Source organism: Pseudomonas sp. MPB26 (genome assembly GCF_046605355.1).
In the GTDB taxonomy this organism is placed as follows: Bacteria; Pseudomonadota; Gammaproteobacteria; order Pseudomonadales; family Pseudomonadaceae; genus Aquipseudomonas; species Aquipseudomonas cedrina.
In genome coordinates this window covers 910,728-930,325 of record NZ_CP176793.1, presented here as the reverse complement: position 1 = coordinate 930,325, position 19,598 = coordinate 910,728, and the positions used below count along the sequence as shown (strand labels likewise).

Here is a 19,598-nt window from a genome sequence, read left to right as displayed (position 1 = left end):
ACCTTAGAATGCAAAAGTAGGAGCTCCCTTCATGTTCACTTCGCGTCGTCTGCTGGTTGTCGCTACCGCCGTAGCCTTGTTGTCCGGCTGCGCATCCCCTAACCCCTATGACGGCAGCAGTCAGGGACAGGCGAGCAATGAATCCGGCGGTATGAGCAAGACCGCCAAGTACGGTGGCCTGGGTGCCCTTGCCGGTGCCTTGGCGGGTGCGGCGATCGACCACAACAACCGTGGCAAGGGCGCGCTGATCGGTGCCGTGGTTGCAGGTGCCGGCGCTGCGGGCTATGGCTACTACGCCGACCAGCAAGAGAAGAAACTGCGTGAAAGCATGGCCAATACCGGGGTTGAAGTTCAGCGCCAGGGCGACAAGATCAAGCTGATCATGCCGGGCAACATCACCTTCGCGACCAATTCGGATGCCATCTCCAGCAGCTTCTACCAGCCGCTGAACAACCTGGCCAACTCCCTCAAGCAGTTCAACCAGAACACTATCCAGATCGTCGGCTACACCGACAGCACGGGTAGCCGTCAGTTGAACATGGACCTGTCCCAACGCCGTGCGCAGAGCGTCGCCAATTACCTGACCTCCCAAGGTGTGAGCCCGACCAACCTGAGTGCCCGCGGTGCCGGCCCGGATAACCCGATCGCCAGCAACGCCGACGTCAACGGCCGTGCCCAGAACCGTCGTGTGGAAGTGAACCTCGGCCCGATCCCAGGCCAACAGTACGGCCAGCCAGGTGCGCAACAACAGGCACCACAGCAGAACAATCAGTTCCAGGGCAACCCGTACTCGCAATACCAGTAAAGGTTCGCCAATAAATAAGGGCGCCGTGCAATCACTGCACGGCGCCCTTTTTTGCGGCTGCCGTTTACGTCAATCGATGTATTCGAAAACCTTGACGATTTTTTGCACGCCGGATACGCCCTGCACCAGGTTGGCTGCGCGAGTCGCTTCTGCCTGGGTGAGCAAGCCCATCAAATAAACGATGCCGTTGTCGGTGACCACCTTGATGCGCGATCCCGGAATCGCGTTATCGGTGAGCATCTGTGCCTTGATCTTGGTGGTCAGCAGGGCGTCGTTGCTGATCGCCAGCAGGGTGATCGGGTCCATCACCTGCAGTTCGTTGTGGACTTTTTTCACGCGCTGTACCGCGGCGGCGGCTTGCTCGGCCTGGGCCTTGAGGTCGGCGCGTGGCGTCTGGCCGGCCAGCAGTACGACGCCGTTGAAGCTGGTCACGACAATGCGCGAGGCACCGTTGCCCAGGTCCGGAGCGGCCTTGGCGACGTTGACTTCGACCTTGGTTTCGATCAGCGAGTCATCAATCTTGCTGCCGAAGGTGCGGGTGCCCTTGTCGTCCTGAATAGGGGTGTCACGTGTTGCGGTGATGGCCGTGCTGCAGCCGCTGATAGCGAGGCACAGGGTGATGGCCAAAAGGCTGAGGCGGTTAACGGTCATTCTTCACTCCCAAACAGTTGGCTGTCGATCAGATCACACAGGCAGTGGATCGTCAGCAGGTGGACTTCCTGGATACGTGCGGTGACATTGGCCGGGACGCGAATCTCGACGTCTTCCGGCAAGAGCAGCGAGGCCATGCCGCCGCCATCGCGCCCGGTCAATGCTACGACAATCATTTCGCGATCATGTGCGGCCTGGATCGCTTGAATAATATTCGCCGAGTTGCCGCTGGTGGAAATCGCCAGCAGCACGTCACCTGGTTGGCCCAGGGCGCGGATCTGCTTGGAAAAGATCTCGTTGTAGCTGTAGTCGTTGGCAATCGAGGTGATTGTCGACGAATCGGTGGTCAACGCGATGGCCGGCAGGCTCGGGCGCTCCCGTTCAAAGCGGTTGAGCAGCTCGGATGAGAAATGCTGGGCATCGCCGGCCGAACCGCCGTTGCCGCACGAAAGCATTTTGCCCTCGTTGAGCAGGGCATTGACCATGACCTGACTGGCTTGCTCGATGTGCGGTGCAAGTACGTCCATCGCCTGTTGCTTGGTGTCGATGCTGGCCTGGAAAAGCTGGCGAATTCGGGATTGCATGTCCATCTGTGTGACCTTAATTAGCGCGGCTGTTTGGCACAGGAATGTGCAGCCCGCAAAGCAAAGAGCAAAAGTGTGGGGTGAAGATGTCCGGCGAATCAGCTGTCGAAGGCATCTTTGAGCCAGTTCAGTTCAGCGATGCCAGACGGTGTGCTTTCAATGGCAACCACATCGAAACGGCAGGGGGAATCAGCCCAGCGATGCTCTTTTTGCAGGTAAAACTGCGCGGCGAGTATCAGCTTCTGACGCTTGCGCCCGTCGATACTGGCGAGTGCGCCACCCCATTGTGCGTGTTTCCTGTAGCGGACCTCGACGAATACTACTGTATCGCCGTCAAGCATGACCAGATCAAGCTCGCCGCGTTTACACAACCAGTTCTGCGCCAGTAGGCGCAGACCCTGCTGTTGCAAGTGCTTGAGCGCTTGGAGTTCGGCGTCCTTGCCGCTTTGTGCGCTGGGCCGCTCGGGCATCAGCGCGGGGTGTCCGGCAGACGCTGGATTTCGCCGCCGACAAACTTGGCCCATGGCATCTGGCGGTCAACGCGCTGGTTGGCGCTGATGCCCAGGTTGCCCGAAAGACCGTCGACACGGGTATCCGGCAGTGCCTTGAGCTGCCCGAGACGCGGCGCCAGGCGGTACGCATCGACACCCATCGCGTACAGGCGGCCGAGGCTGCCATTGGCTTGCGGCCATTGGGCGGCAACCTGGTTGCGCAGCGGATCGGTGGTGTTGAGCAACCAAGGGGTTTCGCAGAACATCACGTTGGTCATGTCCAGGTACTGGTTCTTGTCGCCGCTGGCGCTGAACACGTGGGACGTGGCGTACACCGGCACATCACCGGCGTACTGGAAGTTCAGGGTCGGCTTGATCTGCTGGGCCAGTTGCGGCGTCACGGCCAGGAAAATGAACTCGATGTCCTGGCGACGCGAAGGCTGCGCTGCAACGTCGGTGCCGACCGTGCTTTGCAGGCTCTTGGCGCGGCCTTCGCTTTTACGCAGCTGGAACAGGTCAGCGATCTGCTGGGCGAGGGCGACGGGCTGATCGACGTACTCAACGCCCATCACGGTGCCGCCATTGGCTTCCCAATCCTGACGGAAGGCCTTGTACACGCGCTCGCCCCATTCGCCACGCGGCACCATCGCTGCGGCGCGATGCAGGCCATCGGCACGGGCACGGCGCGATACTTCGCGGGCTTCGTCTTCAGCGGCCAGGCCGAACTGGAACAGCTGCGCCGGGCCTTGATCGCCCTCGCTGTAGTTCAGCGCCAGGGTAGTGATCGGCAATTGAGGGCGTGCACTGAGCTGTTTGACCAAAGGCTTTTCCAGCGGACCGACCACCAATTGCACACCTGCGGCCTGGGCCTTGGCGTAAAACTCATCGATGGAGGTCAGGCGCGAGCTGTCGTAGAACTCGATCACCGGCGGCTTCTGTCCGGCTTGTTCAGCCTGGTAGTGCGCCGCCATGAAACCTTCGCGCAGTGCCTTGCCCACGGAAGCCAGGGGGCCGTCCTGTGGCAGCAGCAGGGCGATCTTGGTCAGGGGCTGGCTGGCCAGCTCCTTGAGTTTGGTCAGCGGCGTCGGCAGTTGCACCGCAGCCGGGTGGCCCGGGTTCTGCGCGCGCCAGGTGTCGATGGCCGCCTGTTGCTGCTCCAGCGTACCGGCGCCCTTGACCGATTGGGCCAGGGTGATCCAGCCGTCCAGCACCGGGTTGCCGCTGGCTTTCAGTTGTTCGGCCGGCAGGGCGGCAATCAGGGCCCAGATGGCTTCGTGGTTGCTGTTGGCCGCATCGCCGCTGAGCAGCGGAGCCATGGCGACGCGCTCGCGGGCGGCGGCCAGGGTCTGGCCGTCGGCTTCATAGGCGCGGGCGTGCACGCTGCCGGTACGGATCTGCTGTTCCGGCGGCAGCTCCTTCAGGCTTTGCAGGCTCGGGTGGTTCAGGGCGGTCAACGCCGCCTTGGGCTGGTTGCGCGCCATCGCCAGTTCGGCGGCCAGCGTGCTGGCGAACACCTGCGCGGCCGGCTTGAGAGCATCCAGGGGCACCTGCGCAAGAATCTGCGACGAGCGTCCCGGGTTGTTCTGCTTGTAGGCCAGGTCTGCCGCACCCAGGCGCAGCATCGCGGCCTTTTCCGGCGTGGTGGCGGTCGTGGCCTGTTCGAGCAGTTGCTCGATACTGGCGTCCGGGGTCCGTGGAAGGTCGCCAAGGCTGGACGAGGGCGAGCTGGCGCAAGCGGCCAACAAGGCAGCAAGGCAGAGGGCGGAGAGCAGCCGCAGGCAAGCGATCATGTAAGTGTTCCTGATACCGATCAAATTAGCGTGGAAGTGTACCCAAGCACTGGCCCAGGCGCGATGTTACTGATGTGAAACCGTTGATTTAGGTCGTGCAAATGTTGCAATTGGCGTTAAACGGCTGAAAGGGCATCGGCAGCGATGGCATATTTTCAAGGCGCCTACGCGCTACAATGTGGTTTTTGCCAACCATCGAGGTGTGCGTTTTGACTGCTCCAGGTCCTTTGAATTCCACTGCAGGCTCGCTTTTTGTCGTGGCGACGCCCATTGGCAACCTGGACGACATCAGTGCGCGTGCGCTTAAGGTGTTGCGCGACGTTAAATTGATTGCGGCTGAAGACACGCGGCACTCCCAGCGGTTGATGCAGCACTTTGGCATTAGCACGCCACTGGCGGCCTGCCATGAGCACAACGAACGCGAAGAAGGCAGCCGTTTTATCGTGCGCTTGCTGGCTGGCGACGATGTGGCGCTGATCTCCGACGCGGGCACGCCGCTGATTTCCGACCCTGGCTACCACCTGGTGCGCCAGGCGCGGGCGGCTGGTATCAATGTAGTGCCTGTTCCGGGTGCGTGCGCGCTGATTGCAGCGTTATCGGCGGCGGGCCTGCCGTCCGACCGGTTTATCTTCGAGGGCTTCCTGCCGGCCAAGGCAGTTGGGCGTCGTGCGCGCTTGCAAGCGCTGAAGGAAGAGCCGCGCACCTTGATCTTCTATGAAGCCCCGCATCGCATCCTTGAATGCCTGCAGGACATGGAGCTGGTGTTTGGCGGCGAGCGCCTCGCACTGCTGGCCCGTGAGCTGACCAAAACCTTTGAAACCCTCAAGGGCCTGCCGCTGGAAGAACTGCGCGCCTTTGTCGAAGGCGACAGCAACCAGCAGCGCGGCGAGTGCGTGGTGCTGGTGGCGGGCTGGACGGCGCCGGCAAGCGAAGAGGCCGTGGGCACTGAGGCCATGCGCGTCCTGGACCTGCTGCTCAAGGAAATGCCGCTCAAGCGCGCGGCGGCCCTGGCTGCGGAAATTACCGGGGTGCGCAAAAATGTGCTGTACCAGGCGGCGCTCGATAAACAGAAAGCCGATTAGTTCCGGGATTGAGCCGGTATTTCGTCTGAGGGTGATGGCGGTTCTGAACTTTTAACACTTGTCCTAAGTCCGCGGTGCCGTTAACCTGCGCGGCGGAGAGTCGATTGGACAGTCGCTGCCCTCTATGAAAATTAGGGGGGGGAGGAAAGTCCGGGCTCCATAGGGCGAAGTGCCAGGTAATGCCTGGGAGGCGTGAGCCTACGGAAAGTGCCACAGAAAATAACCGCCTAAGCACTTCGGTGCCGGTAAGGGTGAAAAGGTGCGGTAAGAGCGCACCGCGCGACTGGCAACAGTTCGTGGCTAGGTAAACCCCACTTGGAGCAAGACCAAATAGGGTCCCAAGGCGTGGCCCGCGCTGGGACCGGGTAGGTTGCTAAAGATGTCCAGTGATGGCCATCGTAGACGAATGACTGTTCACGACAGAACCCGGCTTACAGATCGACTCTCCACCTTTTTCCTTTTGCCTGAGTCTCGGGCAGAAACCCGGTAGTAACGCAAGAATCCCTCCCTGCCAAATCATTGGCAGATGCGTCTTCGTAATACCAAAAAAATCTTACTCTTAATAAATCACTTTAACTTTGAGCTATAGCTCTTTGAGCCTTCTGCGCTTGCTGGGTCAAAAACACCGCCGAACTCTGGTTTCTCCTCCGTTTACGCTCCTAAATCTCCGTTCTGTAAGGCTTTTCCTTGAATCCGCGCCTTGACGGTGTGGTGGGCGCATTCCTATAGTGTGCGCAAGTGGCGGAAAGTGGCACAAAGTGGGTTTTTTGAACGTAAAACGCTAAAATTTGGAGAAACGCATCTGTGTTTCGCGGAGCTAACGCTATCAGTCTCGATGCAAAAGGCCGTCTCGCTATGCCGAGCCGGTATCGTGACGAGCTCATTTCGCGAAGTTCCGGACAGTTGATCATCACCATTGATGCCGTCGACCCTTGTTTATGTGTTTACCCGCTCGATGAGTGGGAGTTGATCGAAACCAAACTGCGCGCCCTGCCTTCATTGCGTGAAGAGAACCGCCGCCTGCAGCGTTTGCTGATCGGTAATGCCGTCGACCTTGAACTCGATGGCAGCGGTCGTTTCCTGGTGCCTCCGCGTTTGCGCGAGTACGCCAAGCTGGATAAGCGCGCAATGCTGGTCGGCCAGCTGAACAAGTTCCAATTGTGGGACGAAGATGCCTGGGACGCTGTTTCCGCAGCTGACCTGGCGGCTATTCAACAACCGGGCGCCATGCCTGATGAACTGCGTGATTTGATCCTGTGACTATTGATAGCGGCTTTAACCACATCACCGTACTGCTTGACGAAGCCGTTGAGGCTCTCGCCGTACGCGCGGATGGCTGCTATCTGGATGGCACCTTCGGCAGGGGCGGGCATAGCCGCCTGATACTCAGCCGGCTCGGGCCCGACGGTAAACTCCTGGGGTTCGACAAGGACCCCCAAGCGATTGCCACCGGGCAAGCGCTAGCGGCCGAAGACGGCCGCTTTGTCGTTGTGCAACGCAGCTTTGCCGAGCTGGGTGCCGAAGTCGCCGCGCGTGACATGGCGGGCAAGGTGGCCGGGGTTTTGCTCGACCTGGGCGTTTCCTCGCCACAGCTTGACGACCCGGAGCGCGGCTTCAGTTTCATGAATGACGGCCCGCTCGACATGCGTATGGACCCGACCCGTGGCGTCAGCGCCGCACAGTTCATCGCTACCGCGCCGGTGGAAGAAATTGCCCGTGTGTTCAAGGAATACGGTGAAGAGCGCTTCGCCGGCCGCATGGCCCGCGCCGTGGTCGAGCGTCGCGAAATCCAGCCGTTCGAGCGCACCGCCGACCTGGCCGAAGTGCTGAAGGTCGCCAACCCTGCCTGGGAGAAGGGCAAGAACCCGGCAACCCGTGCGTTCCAGGGCCTGCGTATTCACGTCAACAACGAATTGGGCGACCTGGAGGCCGGCCTTGAGGCGGCCCTCGAGGCGCTGGAAGTGGGTGGTCGTCTGGTGGTGATCAGCTTCCACTCTCTGGAAGACCGTATCGTCAAACTGTTCATGCGCCGCCTGGTCAAGGGCGAGTCCGACAACCTGCCGCGCAACCTGCCGGTACGTTTCGAAGCCTTTGTGCCGAAAATCAAAATCCATGGCAAAGCCCAGTTCGCTTCCGAAGCCGAACTCAAGGCCAATCCACGTTCCCGTAGCGCCGTCATGCGCGTTGCCGAGAAGTTGCGGTGAGCAAGCTTTTCGCCAAACCCCTCCCGGGCGGCAGCTTCTTCATGATGCTGCTGTACGTTGGCGTGCTGGTGTCCGCGATTGCGGTGTCCTACAGCGCGCACTACAACCGCCAATTGCTCAATACCCTGTATGGGGAATTGAGTGTGCGTGACAAGGCGCAGGCCGAGTGGGGCCGGCTGATCCTGGAGCAAAGTACCTGGACGGCCCATAGCCGTATCGAAGTGCTGGCCACCGAACAGTTGAAAATGCACATTCCGAGCGCGGCCGACGTTCGCATGGTGGCGCCATGATGAAGCTTGAAGGCGCACTTTACCCATGGCGCTTCCGCCTGATGCTGGGGTTGCTCGCATTGATGGTGGGTGCGATCGTCTGGCGCATTGTCGACCTGCAAGTGATCGACCGCGACTTCCTGATCGGCCAGGGCGACGCCCGCAGTCTGCGGCATATCCCGATTCCCGCGCACCGTGGCCTGATCACCGACCGTAACGGCGAGCCTCTGGCTGTCAGCACCCCGGTGACTACCCTGTGGGCCAACGCCAAGGAACTCCAGGTCGCCAAGGACAAGTGGCCGCAACTGGCGGCTGCCCTCGGCCAGGAGCCCAAGGCCTTGGCCGAACGCCTCGAAGCCCAGGCCAACAAGGAATTCATCTATCTGGTCCGTGGGCTCACCCCCGAACAAGGCCAGCAAGTACTCGACCTTAAAGTCCCCGGTGTCTATGGCATCGAGGAATTTCGTCGTTTCTACCCGGCGGGTGAAACCACCGCGCACATGGTTGGCTTTACCGACATTGACGACCACGGTCGTGAAGGGGTGGAGCTGGCCTATGACGAATGGCTCGCCGGGGTTCCCGGCAAACGACAAGTCATCAAGGATCGGCGCGGCCGACTGATCAAGGATGTCCAGGTCACTAAAAACGCCAAGGCCGGCAAGCCCTTGGCGTTGTCGATTGACCTGCGCCTGCAATACCTGGCCAACCGCGAGCTGCGTAACGCGATCATCGAGAATGGCGCCAAGGCCGGCAGCCTGGTGATCATGGACGTGAAGAGCGGCGAGATCCTGGCCATGGTCAACCAGCCGACCTACAACCCGAACAACCGCCGCAACCTGCAGCCGGCGATGATGCGCAACCGCGCGATGATCGACGTGTTCGAGCCGGGTTCGACCATGAAAGCCATCTCCATGAGCGCCGCCCTGGAAACCGGACGCTGGAAGCCCAGCGACAAGGTCGAGGTGTATCCGGGTACCTTGCAGTTGGGCCGCTATACCATCCGCGACGTATCCCGTACCGAAGGTCCGGTGCTGGATCTGACAGGTATCCTGATCAACTCCAGTAACGTGGGCATGAGTAAGGTCGCCTTTGATATCGGCGGCGAAGCCATCTACCGCCTGGCGCAGAAAATCGGCCTGGGCCAACCCACCGGCCTTAACTTCCCGGGCGAGCGCGTAGGCAACCTGCCGAACTACCGCGACTGGAAAAAGGCCGAGACCGCCACGCTTTCCTATGGCTACGGCCTGTCGGTGACCGCGATCCAGCTGGCTCACGCTTTCTCTGTACTGGCGAATAATGGCCGGATGGTTCCACTGAGCCTGATCCACGTCGACGAAGCGCCGCAAGCCACCCAGGTGATCCCGGAGAACGTCGCCAAGACCATGCAAGGCATGCTGCAACAGGTGATCGAAGCACCGCGCGGCGTGTTCCGTGCCCAGGTGCCGGCGTATCACGTGGCCGGCAAGTCGGGTACCGCGCGCAAGACATCGGTGGGCACCAAGGGCTACGCCGAAAACTCCTACCGTTCGTTGTTCGCCGGCTTCGGGCCGATGAGTGACCCACGCTACGCCGTCGTGGTCGTGATCGATGAACCGAGTAAAGCCGGCTACTTCGGTGGCCTGGTATCGGCGCCGGTGTTCAGCAAAGTGATGTCCGGCACCCTGCGCCTGATGAACATCACGCCGGACAACCTGCCGCCGACCCAGCAAGCGAACGCCGGTGCACCGGTCGCTGCGGTAAAAGCCAATGGAGGGCGCGGCTGATGTCTCTTAGCCTGAACAAGATTTTTGCCCACGCCGGTCGCGATCTGTTGATCCGCGAGTTGAGCCTGGACAGCCGTAATGTGCGCGCCGGTGACCTGTTCCTGGCCGTGCCTGGCGGTAAATTCGATGGCCGCGCGCATATCGCGGATGCGTTGCAACGCGGCGCGGCAGCCGTGGCCTATGAAGTGGACGGCGCCACCGTGCTGCCGATCACCGACGTGCCGCTGATTCCGGTCAAAGGCTTGGCCAGGCAGCTGTCTGACATCGCCGGGCGTTTCTACGGCGAGCCCAGCCGGCACCTCAACCTGGTCGGCGTTACCGGCACCAACGGCAAGACCAGCGTGACCCAACTGGTTGCCCAGGCCCTCGACCTGCTGGGCCAGCACTGCGGCATCGTCGGCACCCTGGGCACGGGCTTCTATGGCGCGCTGCAAAGCGGCCTGCACACCACGCCGAACCCTATTGCCGTGCAAGCGACCCTGGCCGACCTGAAGAAGGCCGGTGCCAAGGCGGTTGCCATGGAAGTGTCGTCCCATGGCCTGGATCAGGGCCGCGTGACGGCGCTGGCGTTCGACGTGGCGGTGATGACCAACCTGTCTCGGGATCACCTGGACTACCACGGCACCATGGAGGCGTACGCCGCCGCCAAGGCCAAGCTGTTTGCCTGGAATGATCTGAAGTGCCGGGTGGTCAACCTCGATGACGCGTTCGGTCGCCAACTGGCTGCCGAGGAAAACGAGTCGCGCCTGATCACCTACAGCCTGGAAGACTCCAGCGCCTACCTGTATTGCCGCGAAGCGCAGTTCAATGACGAGGGCGTGCGCGCCACCTTGGTCACGCCTCAGGGTGAACACCACCTGCGCAGCACCTTGCTCGGTCGCTTCAACCTGAGCAACGTCCTCGCCGCCGTCGGCGCGTTGCTCGGCCTGGATTACGCGCTGGATGAAATCCTCAAGGTCTTGCCCAAGCTCGAAGGCCCGGCCGGTCGCATGCAGCGCCTGGGTGGCGGCACGCAGCCGCTGGTCGTGGTCGATTACGCACATACCCCGGATGCACTGGAAAAAGTCCTGGTGGCACTGCGTCCACACGCCAAGGGCAAGTTGCTGTGCCTGTTCGGTTGCGGCGGTGATCGCGATCGCGGCAAGCGCCCGTTGATGGCCGAGATCGTCGAGCGCCTGGCCGATGGCGTGCTCGTCACCGACGACAACCCCCGCAGCGAAGACCCGGGCCAGATTTTCGACGACATCCGGACGGGCTTCAACGACGTGTCCAAGGCCGCCTTCGTTTCCGGTCGCGGCGCAGCCATCGCCCAGTTGATCGCCAGCGCCAGCGCGGACGACGTGGTGGTGTTGGCCGGTAAAGGCCACGAGGACTATCAGGAAATCAACGGCGAGCGCCATGCGTTCTCCGACCTGGTCGAGGCTGATCGCGCCTTGGCCGCCTGGGAGGTCGCCCATGCTTAAGGCGATGACATTCAGCGAGTTGGCCCAGGCCCTGTCGGCCCGTGTGTTGTCGAGCGATTGCAGCTTTGACGGCGTCAGTATCGACAGCCGCGCCATCAAGCCGGGTCAACTGTTCGTGGCGTTGGCGGGGCCGCGCTTCGATGGGCATGACTATCTCAATGACGTTGCCGCCAAAGGTGCCGTGGGTGCCTTGGTACAGCGCGCCGTGGCGGACTCCACGCTGCCGCAATTGCTGGTGGCCGATACCCGTCTGGCCCTCGGCCAACTGGGCGCGCTGAACCGTGCCGCCTTTGACAAGCCGGTTGCCGCCATCACCGGCTCCAGCGGCAAGACCACGGTCAAGGAACTGCTGGCGGGTGTGCTGCGCACGCGCGGGCCGGTACTGGCCACCCGTGGCAACCTGAATAATGATTTCGGCGCACCGCTGACCTTGCTTGAACTGGCCCCGGAACACACGGCGGCCGTGATTGAGTTGGGCGCGTCGCGCATCGGCGAAATTGCCTACACCGTGGCGCTGACCAAACCCCAGGTTGCGATCATCAATAATGCCGGTACCGCCCATGTCGGCGAGTTCGGCGGCCCGGAGAAAATCGTTCAGGCCAAGGGCGAAATCCTCGAAGGCCTCGATGCATCGGGCACGGCGGTATTGAACCTGGATGACAAGGCCTTCGAGACCTGGCGTGTTCGCGCCGCCGGTCGCAAGGTCCTGACGTTTGCCGTGCTCAATGCGGCGGCTGATTTCCACGCCTCCCACCTCAGCGTCGATGCCCGTGGCTGCCCGTCCTTTACCTTGCACACCCCGCAAGGCAGTGAACACGTGCAGTTGAACCTGCTGGGTAACCATAACGTCGCCAATGCCCTGGCCGCCGCCGCTGCCGCCTACGCCTTGGGCGTGTCGCTGTTCGGTATCGCCACCGGCCTGGGCGCGGTGCAGCCGGTCAAGGGCCGTACCGTGGCGCAACTGGCAACCAACGGCATGCGCGTGATAGACGACACTTACAACGCCAACCCGTCCTCCGTTAACGCGGCAGTCGACCTGCTGAACGGCTTTGCCGGACGCAAGGTGCTGGTGCTGGGCGATATCGGCGAACTGGGCGAGTGGGCTGAGCAAGGCCATCGCGAAGTCGGCGCCCACGCCGTCGGCAAAGCTGACGCGCTCTACGCCGTCGGCCCCAACATGGCCCACGCCGTCAAAGCGTTCGGCCCCGGTGCGCGGCATTTCACGACCCAGGCTGAACTCATCCAGGCGCTGACGGCGGCTGAGCAAGACACACACACAACCATTTTGATCAAGGGATCGCGCAGCGCGGTGATGGAAAACGTCGTCGCGGCCTTGTGTGGCTCAAGTACGGAGAAACATTAATGCTGCTGCTGCTGGCTGAGTATCTGCAACAGTTCCACAAAGGCTTCGCGGTCTTTCAGTACCTGACCCTGCGCGGGATCCTGGGTGTGCTGACCGCGCTGTGTTTGTCGCTGTTCCTGGGGCCGTGGATGATCCGCACCCTGCAGAACCTGCAAATTGGTCAATCGGTTCGCAATGACGGCCCGCAGTCGCACCTGTCCAAATCCGGTACGCCGACCATGGGCGGCGCGCTGATCCTGTCGTCCATCGGTATCAGCACCTTGCTGTGGGCTGACCTGAATAACCGCTATGTCTGGACCGTGTTGCTGGTCACCCTGTTGTTCGGCGCCATCGGTTGGGTCGACGACTACCGCAAAGTGATCGAGAAGAACTCCAAGGGGCTGCCAAGCCGCTGGAAGTATTTCTGGCAGTCGGTGTTCGGTCTCGGCGCCGCGATCTTCCTGTACAGCACCGCGCCGAGCGCCGTGGAAACCACCTTGATCTTCCCGATGCTCAAGGATGCCAGCATCCCACTGGGCATCGGCTTTGTGGTGCTGACCTACTTCGTAATCGTCGGCTCCAGCAACGCGGTGAACCTGACCGACGGCCTCGACGGCCTGGCGATCATGCCGACGGTGATGGTGGGCGGCGCGCTGGGCATCTTCTGCTACCTGTCGGGCAACGTGAAATTCGCTGAATACCTGCTGATTCCGTACGTACCGGGCGCGGGTGAACTGATCGTGTTCTGCGGCGCGCTGATCGGTGCCGGCCTGGGGTTCCTGTGGTTCAACACTTACCCGGCACAAGTCTTCATGGGCGACGTCGGTGCGCTGGCGCTGGGCGCGGCCCTGGGCACCATCGCGGTGATCGTGCGCCAGGAAATCGTGCTGTTCATCATGGGCGGTGTGTTCGTGATGGAAACCCTGTCGGTGGTCATCCAGGTGGCCTCCTTCAAATTGACCGGGCGCCGTGTGTTCCGCATGGCGCCGATTCACCACCACTTTGAACTCAAGGGCTGGCCCGAGCCGCGCGTGATTGTCCGTTTCTGGATCATCACCGTGATTCTGGTACTGGTCGGCCTTGCCACCCTGAAACTGAGGTAGAAACGAGTGTCCCTGATCGCTTCAGACCACTTCCGCATCGTTGTCGGCCTCGGCAAGAGCGGCATGTCCCTGGTTCGCTTCCTGGCGAACCGGGGCACGTCGTTTGCCGTGGCCGATACGCGGGAAAATCCACCGGAGCTGGTCACGCTGCGCCGTGACTACCCGCACGTGGAAGTGCGTTGTGGCGAGCTGGATGTCGAGTTTCTGTGCCGCGCCGATGAACTCTACGTGAGCCCCGGCCTGGCCCTGGCGACACCGGCCCTGCAAGCCGCAGCGGCGCGTGGCGTGAAGCTGTCCGGCGATATCGACCTGTTCGCGCGTAACGCCAAGGCGCCGATCGTGGCGATCAGCGGTTCCAACGCAAAAAGCACCGTGACTACCCTGGTCGGCGAGATGGCGATGGCTGCCGGCAAGCGTGTGGCGGTGGGCGGTAATCTCGGGATGCCCGCCCTGGACCTGCTCAGCGACGACGTCGAGCTGTACGTGATGGAGCTGTCGAGCTTCCAGCTGGAAACCACCCATGACCTCGGTGCCGAAGTGGCAACCGTATTGAACGTGAGTGAAGACCACATGGACCGCTACAGCGGCCTGCCGGCCTATCATCTGGCCAAGCACCGAATCTTCCGCGGTGCCAGGCAATTTGTGGTCAACCGCCAGGATGCCCTGAGCCGTCCACTGATCGGCGAGGGCATGCCGTGCTGGACCTTCGGCCTGAGCAAGCCCGACTTCAAGGCGTTCGGCATTCGTGAAGAGAACGGCGAGAAATACCTGGCCTTCGAATTCCAGAACCTGATGCCGGTGCGCGAACTGAAGATCCGTGGCGCGCATAACCAGGCCAACGCCCTGGCGGCCCTGGCGCTCGGCCACGCCGTTGGCCTGCCGTTCGACGCAATGCTGTCGGCGCTGCGCACCTTCGGCGGCCTGGAGCATCGCTGCCAATGGGTCCGTGACCTGAACGGGGTCAGCTATTACAACGATTCCAAGGCCACCAACGTCGGTGCGGCCCTGGCTGCGATCGAGGGCCTTGGCGCCGATATCGACGGCAAGCTGGTGCTGATCGCCGGTGGCGATGGCAAGGGCGCCGACTTCAAGGACCTTAAAGGCCCTGTGGCCGCGCATTGCCGCGCGGTGGTGCTGATGGGCCGCGATGCCGACTTGATCGCCGCCGCCCTGGGCGACGCCGTGCCGCAAGTGCGCGCCACCTCCCTGGGCGACGCCATTGCCCAGTGCAAAGCCTTGGCCCAGCCGGGCGATGCGGTGCTGCTGTCGCCCGCGTGTGCAAGTTTCGACATGTTCAAGAACTACGAAGAGCGCGGTCAGCTGTTCGCTCGCGCCGTGGAGGCCTTGGCATGAATATCGACTGGCGTAACATCATCAAGCCGTACCCCTCGCCGATCATTACCGGGCGCGGCATCGACCTGGATTTCCCGATGCTCGCCGGTTGCCTGGCGTTGCTGGGCCTGGGCCTGGTGATGATCACGTCGGCCTCTTCCGAAGTGGCCGCCGTGCAGTCGGGCAACACGCTTTACATGATGATCCGCCACCTGGTTTACCTGGTGATCGGTCTTGGCGCGTGCGTCGTCACCATGATGATCCCTATCGCCACCTGGCAGCGCCTGGGTTGGATGATGCTCATCGGCGCGTTCGGCTTGCTGGTCATGGTGATCCTGCCCGGCATCGGCCGCGAGGTGAACGGTTCGATGCGCTGGATCGGCTTTGGTGCGTTCAACGTGCAGCCGTCGGAAATCGCCAAGGTGTTCGTGGTGATCTACCTCGCCGGCTACCTGGTGCGGCGTCAGAAAGAAGTGCGCGAAAGCTGGATGGGCTTCTTCAAGCCGTTCATCGTGCTGCTGCCCATGGCCGGCCTGTTGCTGATGGAGCCCGACTTCGGTGCCACGGTGGTGATGATGGGCGCGGCGGCGGTCATGCTGTTCCTGGGGGGCGTTGGTCTTATACGCTTCGCCTTGATGGTCGTGCTGGCGGTGGTTGCCGTTTATCTATTGGTCCTGGCGCAGCCCTACCGGATGGCCCGCCTGATTACCTTTACCGATCCCTGGTCTGATCAGTTTGGCGCGGGTTACCAGTTGACCCAGGCCCTGATTGCCTTTGGTCGAGGCGGGTGGTTTGGCGTAGGACTGGGGAACAGTGTGCAGAAGCAGTTCTACCTGCCGGAAGCCCACACCGACTTCGTGTTTTCGGTCCTTGCCGAAGAGCTGGGTGTAGTGGGCTCGCTGTGCACCGTTGCGCTGTTTGTTTTCGTCTGTGTGCGCGCCATGTACATCGGCCTGTGGGCCGAAAAGGCCAAGCAATTCTTCGCCGCTTACGTTGCCTACGGGTTGGCTTTCCTTTGGATCGGCCAATTCCTGATCAACGTCGGGGTAAATGTCGGGCGGCTGCCTACCAAGGGCCTGACCCTGCCGTTCCTCAGCTACGGCGGCAGTTCGCTGGTGATTTGCTGCATTTGTCTGGGGTTGTTGCTGCGCATCGAGTGGGAGAGTCGAACCCACTTGGGCAGCGAAGAGATGGAGTTCAGCGAAAGCGACTTCGCCGAGGAGCCGACCCATGGGCGCTAACGTGCTGATCATGGCCGGCGGCACCGGGGGCCACGTGTTCCCGGCCCTGGCCTGCGCGCGGGAATTCCAGGCCCGTGGCTACAGCGTGCACTGGCTGGGCACGCCGCGCGGCATCGAAAACGAGCTGGTGCCGAACGCCGGTTTGCCGCTGCACCTGATCAACGTCACGGGCTTGCGTGGCAAGGGCAAGCTATCGCTGCTCAAGGCGCCGTTCGTGTTGCTCAAGGCGGTCATGCAGGCACGGAAAGTCATTCGTGACGTGAAGCCTGTGTGTGTACTCGGCTTTGGCGGTTATGTAACCGGCCCCGGTGGCGTGGCGGCAAAACTCGCCGGTGTGCCGGTGATCGTGCACGAACAGAACGCCGTTGCCGGTACCGCCAACCGCTTGCTGGTGCCGCTGGCCGCGCGGGTGTGTGAAGCCTTCCCGAACACTTTCTCGGCTTCGGACAAACGCCGCACTACCGGTAACCCGGTGCGCACCGAGCTATTCATGGGCATTGCCCGTGAGGCGCTGGCCGGACGCAAGGCACATCTGCTGATCCTCGGCGGAAGCCTGGGCGCCGAGCCGCTGAACAAACTGCTGCCTGAAGCCGTTGCGCAACTGCCTGAAGCGCTGCGCCCGGAAATCTTCCATCAGGCCGGCAAGCACCACGATGAAGTCACCGCCTCGCGCTATCGCGAGGCCGGTGTAGAGGCGAACGTACAGCCCTTCATCAAAGACATGGCCCACGCCTATGGCTGGGCCGACCTGGTGGTCTGTCGCGCTGGCGCGCTGACCGTCAGTGAACTGGCTGCTGCCGGTCTGCCGTCCTTGCTGGTGCCTTTGCCCCATGCCATCGACGACCACCAGACCCGCAACGCCGAATATTTGGCCGGGGAGGGCGCTGCCTTCCTGCTGCCGCAAAGAACGACTGGCGCCGCCGATTTGGCCGCACGCCTGACCGAGGTTTTGATGCAACCGGAACGACTCAATAGCATGGCGAGCACCGCAAGCCGCCTGGCCAAACCTGACGCAACCCGCACCGTGGTCGATATCTGCCTGGAGGTGGCCCATGGTTGAGAATCAGAAAGCCATGCCGCAGCCGGAAATGCGCCGCATCCGTCGTATCCACTTCGTCGGTATCGGCGGCGTGGGCATGTGCGGGATTGCCGAAGTATTGCTGAACCTGGGCTATCAGGTGTCCGGCTCTGATTTGAAGGAATCGCCGGTCACCGATCGCCTGAAGTCCTTTGGCGCCCAGATCTTTATCGGCCACCGCGCCGAGAACGCCGCCGAGGCTGACGTGCTGGTGGTGTCCAGTGCCGTGAACACCTCCAACCCGGAAGTGGCTACCGCCCTGGAACGCCGCATTCCCGTGGTGCCTCGTGCCGAGATGCTGGCCGAGCTGATGCGTTATCGCCACGGCATCGCCGTCGCCGGTACTCACGGCAAAACCACCACCACCAGCCTGATCGCCTCGGTGTTCGCGGCCGGCGGCCTGGACCCGACGTTCGTCATCGGTGGACGCCTGAATGCAGCCGGCACCAATGCCCAGCTCGGCACCAGCCGCTACCTGATCGCCGAAGCCGATGAAAGTGACGCGAGCTTCCTGCACCTGCAGCCGTTGGTCGCCGTGGTCACCAACATCGACGCCGACCACATGGCTACCTACGACGGCGACTTCAACAAACTGAAGAAAACCTTCGTCGAGTTCCTGCACAACCTGCCGTTCTACGGTCTGGCCGTGGTGTGCCTGGACGATCCGGTGGTGCGCGAAATCCTGCCGCTGGTCAAGCGTCCGACCGTCACCTATGGCTTCAGCGAAGACGCCGACGTGCGCGCAATCAATGTGCGCCAGGAAGGCATGCAAACCTATTTCACCGTACTGCGCCCCGACCGTGAGCCGCTGGATGTATCGGTGAATATGCCGGGCAACCACAACGTGCTCAACTCCCTGGCGACCATTTGTATCGCCACCGATGAAGGCGTCAGCGATGAAGCCATCGTCGAAGGCCTGTCACGTTTTGCCGGGGTCGGCCGACGCTTCCAGGTCTACGGTCAACTGCCGGTCGAGGGCGGTGACGTGATGCTGGTGGACGACTACGGTCACCACCCCACCGAAGTCGCGGCCGTCATCAAGGCCGTACGCGGTGGCTGGCCGGAGCGTCGCCTGGTGATGGTCTACCAGCCGCACCGTTACAGCCGTACGCGCGATCTGTACGACGATTTCGTCAATGTATTGGCCGATGCCAACGTGCTGCTGCTGATGGAAGTGTACCCGGCCGGTGAAGAGCCGATTCCGGGCGCGGACAGCCGCAAGCTGTGCAACAGCATCCGCCAGCGTGGCCAGTTGGACCCGATCTACATCGAGCGAGGCGTGGACCTGGCGCCGATCGTCAAGCCGCTGCTGCGTGCCGGTGACATCCTGCTGTGCCAGGGCGCCGGTGACATTGGCGGCCTTGCGCCTAAATTGTTGGCGAGCCCGCTGTTTGCCGTACAGAAGGGGAAGTCGAAATGATCACTGACTACGGCTCCCTGTTCTCGACCATCGCACCGGCTGATTTCGGCCGCGTCGCGGTGTTGTTCGGCGGTAAAAGTGCTGAGCGCGAAGTGTCGCTCAAGTCCGGCAACGCCGTGCTCCAAGCGCTGCAAAGTGCCGGTGTGAACGCATTCGGCATCGACGTGGGCGATGACTTCCTCGCCCGCCTGCAGGCCGAGAAGATCGACCGCGCCTTCATTATCCTGCACGGCCGTGGCGGTGAAGACGGCAGCATGCAGGGCTTGTTGGAGTGCGCCGGCATCCCTTACACCGGCAGCGGCATCCTTGCGTCGGCGCTGGCCATGGACAAGTTGCGCACCAAGCAGGTGTGGCACAGCCTGGGCATTCCGACGCCGCGTCACAGCGTGCTGTGCAGCGAGGACGATTGTATTTCTGCGGCCAAGGAACTGGGCCTGCCTTTGATCGTCAAACCAGCCCATGAAGGCTCCAGTATCGGCATGGCCAAAGTGAACTCGGCCGCCGAATTGATCGACGCATGGAAAGCGGCAAGTACCTACGATTCGCAAGTGTTGGTGGAACAGTGGATCCAGGGTCCCGAGTACACCATCGCCACCCTGCGTGGCCAGGTATTGCCGCCTATCGCATTGGGCACGCCCCACACCTTTTACGACTACGACGCCAAATACGTGGCTTCCGATACCCAGTACCGGATCCCGTGCGGCCTCGATGCAAGCAAAGAACAGGAACTGATGGACCTCACGGCGAAAGCCTGTGAGGCGCTGGGTATCGCCGGTTGGGGGCGGGCAGACGTGATGCAGGACGACCAGGGGAATTTCTGGTTCCTGGAAGTCAACACTGCGCCGGGCATGACCGACCACAGCCTGGTGCCCATGGCCGCTCGCGCAGCCGGCCTGGATTTCCAGCAGTTGGTGCTGGCGATCCTGGCGGCAAGCGTCACCGGTGCAGGTGCCGGTGAAGTAAGGAACCGAGGCTAAGAC

Annotated in this window: 18 protein-coding genes and 1 other RNA gene; 15 read left to right on the top strand and 4 right to left on the bottom strand. The window is 62.1% G+C overall.

All coding sequences use genetic code 11. The features are described from left to right. Positions 1-31 precede the first annotated feature (31 nt). Entirely contained in the window at positions 32-805 is a 774-nt protein-coding gene (locus tag ACLH0H_RS04360) for an OmpA family protein (protein ID WP_411381127.1), read from the top strand. 69 nt (positions 806-874) lie between these two features. On the opposite strand, the gene ACLH0H_RS04355 is transcribed toward ACLH0H_RS04360, so the two are convergent. The 4 genes from ACLH0H_RS04355 to ACLH0H_RS04340 all read right to left on the bottom strand — a co-directional run bounded on the left by ACLH0H_RS04355 (position 875) and on the right by ACLH0H_RS04340 (position 4,321). Beyond that, positions 875-1,456 carry a BON domain-containing protein gene (locus tag ACLH0H_RS04355; protein ID WP_012722284.1) on the bottom strand — a complete coding sequence of 194 codons (582 nt, stop codon included), beginning with the start codon at positions 1,454-1,456 and terminating at the stop codon, positions 875-877. After that, the gene (locus tag ACLH0H_RS04350) at positions 1,453-2,046 is read right to left on the bottom strand and encodes a phosphoheptose isomerase (RefSeq protein ID WP_003171862.1); all 594 of its coding nucleotides are present in this window, start codon (positions 2,044-2,046) and stop codon (positions 1,453-1,455) included. Before ACLH0H_RS04350 ends, ACLH0H_RS04355 begins: the two co-directional genes overlap by 4 nt. A gap of 92 nt (positions 2,047-2,138) precedes the next feature. Beyond that, entirely contained in the window at positions 2,139-2,510 is a 372-nt protein-coding gene (locus ACLH0H_RS04345; RefSeq protein WP_411381126.1) for a YraN family protein, read from the bottom strand. Beyond that, positions 2,510-4,321 (bottom strand): penicillin-binding protein activator, encoded by a 1,812-nt coding sequence (locus ACLH0H_RS04340; RefSeq protein ID WP_411381125.1) that lies wholly within the window; start codon positions 4,319-4,321, stop codon positions 2,510-2,512. Before ACLH0H_RS04340 ends, ACLH0H_RS04345 begins: the two co-directional genes overlap by 1 nt. A 176-nt stretch (positions 4,322-4,497) precedes the next feature. Between ACLH0H_RS04340 and rsmI the strand changes: the two genes are divergently transcribed. From rsmI to ACLH0H_RS04270, 14 genes are all read left to right on the top strand, one after another. After that, a complete protein-coding gene (rsmI, locus tag ACLH0H_RS04335) occupies positions 4,498-5,403 on the top strand; it encodes a 16S rRNA (cytidine(1402)-2'-O)-methyltransferase (protein ID WP_411381124.1) in 906 nt (301 codons plus the stop codon). Positions 5,404-5,499: 96 nt separating this feature from the next. After that, an RNA gene (gene rnpB / locus ACLH0H_RS04330) (RNase P RNA component class A) lies at positions 5,500-5,853 on the top strand. 354 nt (positions 5,854-6,207) lie between these two features. After that, positions 6,208-6,663, top strand: a complete 456-nt coding sequence (gene mraZ, locus ACLH0H_RS04325) for a division/cell wall cluster transcriptional repressor MraZ (RefSeq protein ID WP_003171868.1) — start codon at positions 6,208-6,210, stop codon at positions 6,661-6,663. Continuing rightward, positions 6,660-7,607, top strand: coding sequence for a 16S rRNA (cytosine(1402)-N(4))-methyltransferase RsmH (gene rsmH, locus ACLH0H_RS04320; RefSeq protein ID WP_411381123.1), 948 nt, complete (start codon positions 6,660-6,662; stop codon positions 7,605-7,607). The genes mraZ and rsmH overlap by 4 nt, the downstream gene beginning before the upstream one ends. After that, on the top strand, positions 7,604-7,897 hold the full coding sequence (ftsL, locus tag ACLH0H_RS04315) for a cell division protein FtsL (protein ID WP_411381122.1): 294 nt from the start codon (positions 7,604-7,606) through the stop codon (positions 7,895-7,897). Before rsmH ends, ftsL begins: the two co-directional genes overlap by 4 nt. Next, positions 7,897-9,639 (top strand): peptidoglycan D,D-transpeptidase FtsI family protein, encoded by a 1,743-nt coding sequence (locus ACLH0H_RS04310; protein WP_186688644.1) that lies wholly within the window; start codon positions 7,897-7,899, stop codon positions 9,637-9,639. The genes ftsL and ACLH0H_RS04310 overlap by 1 nt, the downstream gene beginning before the upstream one ends. Further along, a complete protein-coding gene (locus tag ACLH0H_RS04305) occupies positions 9,639-11,102 on the top strand; it encodes a UDP-N-acetylmuramoyl-L-alanyl-D-glutamate--2,6-diaminopimelate ligase (protein ID WP_411381121.1) in 1,464 nt (487 codons plus the stop codon). Before ACLH0H_RS04310 ends, ACLH0H_RS04305 begins: the two co-directional genes overlap by 1 nt. Beyond that, entirely contained in the window at positions 11,095-12,465 is a 1,371-nt protein-coding gene (locus ACLH0H_RS04300) for a UDP-N-acetylmuramoyl-tripeptide--D-alanyl-D-alanine ligase (RefSeq protein WP_411381120.1), read from the top strand. Before ACLH0H_RS04305 ends, ACLH0H_RS04300 begins: the two co-directional genes overlap by 8 nt. Continuing rightward, on the top strand, positions 12,465-13,547 hold the full coding sequence (gene mraY, locus ACLH0H_RS04295; protein WP_411381119.1) for a phospho-N-acetylmuramoyl-pentapeptide-transferase: 1,083 nt from the start codon (positions 12,465-12,467) through the stop codon (positions 13,545-13,547). The genes ACLH0H_RS04300 and mraY overlap by 1 nt, the downstream gene beginning before the upstream one ends. A gap of 6 nt (positions 13,548-13,553) precedes the next feature. Then, positions 13,554-14,900 (top strand): UDP-N-acetylmuramoyl-L-alanine--D-glutamate ligase, encoded by a 1,347-nt coding sequence (gene murD, locus ACLH0H_RS04290; protein ID WP_411381118.1) that lies wholly within the window; start codon positions 13,554-13,556, stop codon positions 14,898-14,900. After that, on the top strand, positions 14,897-16,120 hold the full coding sequence (gene ftsW, locus ACLH0H_RS04285; protein ID WP_186688397.1) for a putative lipid II flippase FtsW: 1,224 nt from the start codon (positions 14,897-14,899) through the stop codon (positions 16,118-16,120). The genes murD and ftsW overlap by 4 nt, the downstream gene beginning before the upstream one ends. Beyond that, positions 16,110-17,180 carry an undecaprenyldiphospho-muramoylpentapeptide beta-N-acetylglucosaminyltransferase gene (gene murG, locus ACLH0H_RS04280; RefSeq protein WP_411381117.1) on the top strand — a complete coding sequence of 357 codons (1,071 nt, stop codon included), beginning with the start codon at positions 16,110-16,112 and terminating at the stop codon, positions 17,178-17,180. Before ftsW ends, murG begins: the two co-directional genes overlap by 11 nt. After that, on the top strand, positions 17,173-18,618 hold the full coding sequence (murC, locus tag ACLH0H_RS04275; RefSeq protein WP_411381116.1) for a UDP-N-acetylmuramate--L-alanine ligase: 1,446 nt from the start codon (positions 17,173-17,175) through the stop codon (positions 18,616-18,618). Before murG ends, murC begins: the two co-directional genes overlap by 8 nt. Beyond that, the gene (locus tag ACLH0H_RS04270) at positions 18,615-19,595 is read left to right on the top strand and encodes a D-alanine--D-alanine ligase (protein ID WP_411381115.1); all 981 of its coding nucleotides are present in this window, start codon (positions 18,615-18,617) and stop codon (positions 19,593-19,595) included. Before murC ends, ACLH0H_RS04270 begins: the two co-directional genes overlap by 4 nt. Positions 19,596-19,598: the final 3 nt, after the last annotated feature.